Annotated in this window: 1 protein-coding gene; it reads left to right on the top strand. The window is 57.7% G+C overall.

Annotated features, from left to right (window positions below):
• Positions 1 to 73: 73 nt before the first annotated feature.
• A complete protein-coding gene (locus ABIB42_RS25885; RefSeq protein WP_157225472.1) occupies positions 74 to 1324 on the top strand; it encodes an IS256 family transposase in 1251 nt (416 codons plus the stop codon).
• Positions 1325 to 1365: the final 41 nt, after the last annotated feature.

Below are 1365 nucleotides of genomic sequence, written 5' to 3'. Positions count from 1 at the left end.
GAGCCTGTCAGAATTTCTGTGTGGAACCGGGGTCATGAAATAATCCCGAAAGGACTGTTCCATGACCGAAGTGATGACCACTAAGAAGCTCAAGAAGCAAAAAGCAGCATACCCATTCCCCGTCGAGCTGATCGACCAGTTGCTGGCCCAGGTTGAGAACAAGGACGCTGAGTCGATCCTTGGCGAATCGGGCCTGGCCGGGCAACTCAAGAAGATGCTGGCCGAACGTATGTTGTCGGCCGAGTTGAACCATCACTTGGCCAACGAGGAAGAAGGCACTAAAAACCACCGTAACGGCAGCAGCCCTAAGAAGGTGCTCACGCCCGGCGGCGAGCTCCACCTGGACGTGCCGCGCGATCGCCTGTCGAGCTTTGAGCCCAAGCTGGTGGCCAAACATCAGCGCCGGATGTCTGGCTTTGATGATCACGTCATCAGCATGTACGCGCGTGGGATGAGCGTGCGTGAGATCCAGGCGCATCTGCTGGAGTTGTACGGTACCGAGGTGTCGCCGGACCTGATTTCGACCATCACCGACGAGGTGCTCGACGAGGTCGCACAGTGGCAACAACGGCCGCTTGAAGCGATGTATCCAATCGTCTATTTCGACGCGTTGCGCCTGAAGATCCGGGACGAAGGTACAGTCAAGAACAAGGCTGTGTATTTGGCTCTGGGCATTCGTGCCGACGGCCGCAAGGAAGTGCTGGGTCTGTGGATCGAGCAGACCGAAGGCGCCAAGTTCTGGCTGAAGGTTTTCAACGAGCTCAAGAATCGTGGGCTGGACGATATCCTGATCGCTGTCGTCGATGGCCTGCGTGGCTTCCCCGAGGCCATTGAAGCCGTTTATCCGCAGGCGCAGATCCAGACGTGCATCGTGCACCTGATCCGCAACTCGACGACGCTTGCGGCCTGGAAGGACCGTAAAGAGCTGGCAGCGGCGCTCAAGCCGATTTACCACGCTGCCAATGCCGACCTGGCAGAAGCGGCGCTGGACGCGTTTGCGGAAGGTCCATGGGGCACTAAGTTTCCGACCGTGGCTGCAATGTGGCGGCGCCAGTGGCAGCAGGTGATTCCCTTCTTTGCCTACCCGCCTGAAGTGCGCACGATTATCTACACGACCAACGCCATCGAGAGCCTGCATATGCGCCTACGGAAGATCGTCAAGAACCGCGGCCACTTCCCCAGCGACGAAGCCGCGACCAAGTTATTGTTCCTGGCCTTGCGCAATATCGAGAAAGATTGGAAGATGCCGCAGCGTACCTGGAAGCAGGCTGCCAACCAGTTCGCTATCATGTTCGGCGAGCGCTTCACGAACGCAATTATCTAACTCTGAATTCTGGCCCCGCACACAGAATTTCTGACAGGTCC

The organism is Massilia sp. UYP32, from assembly GCF_050434365.1.
In the GTDB taxonomy this organism is placed as follows: Bacteria; Pseudomonadota; Gammaproteobacteria; order Burkholderiales; family Burkholderiaceae_D; genus Telluria; species Telluria timonae.
Note: the sequence above shows the minus strand (reverse complement) of the source record. Positions and strands in the feature narration are given on the sequence as shown.

What these genes read in the sequence shown, in the direction of transcription:
- ABIB42_RS25885 (WP_157225472.1), top strand. Translation starts at nt 74, where the DNA reads ATGACCACTAAGAAGCTCAAGAAGCAAAAAGCAGCATACCCATTCCCC.